The sequence below is a fragment of the Novosphingobium sp. 11B genome (assembly GCF_054589055.1).
Map to the genome: position 1 here is coordinate 1 of NZ_BAAILP010000213.1, position 506 is coordinate 506.

A 506-nucleotide genomic window follows, 5' to 3' on the forward strand; every position below is an offset into this window, starting at 1 on the left:
TGATGTCGCTCGATCGCGATATGGTAATCGAGCCCGACGCGGCAGCGGCGCCATTCGGCATGAACCCACGGCTCTGCCGGCAGCGGCTTGAGGTTTGGAACATCGACTTCGTTGAACAACTGGCGGCGCGTCTTGCCAAACTGGCGCAGCACGCGCCGGTCATTGAGATCGGCAAGGCACTCGGCGATCGCCGCGTTGACCTCCGCGAGGCTGTAGAAGATTCGGTTACGCAAGCGGCCTAATAGCCAGCGCTCGACGATACCGACGCAGGCTTCGACCTTGGCCTTGTCCCGCGGCTTGCGCGGCCGCGTCGGCAGGATCGCCGTACCGTAATGCCGCGCCATGTCGGTGTAGCTTCGGTTCACCTGAGGATCGAAGTGACAGGCCTTGATCACCGCCACCTTGGCGTTGTCGGGCACCAGCAACTGGGGAACGCCGCGGAAGAAGGCGAAGGCGGCGTTGTTGCCCGCGATCCAATCGGGAAACTGCTCGGTCCATGTCGCCAG

1 protein-coding gene is annotated in these 506 nt (G+C 63.4%); it reads right to left on the minus strand.

The annotated features are described in order from the left end of the window. On the minus strand, positions 1 to 506 hold a 506-nt coding region (locus ACYPYD_RS19710; protein WP_459664995.1), incomplete at both ends, for an IS21 family transposase.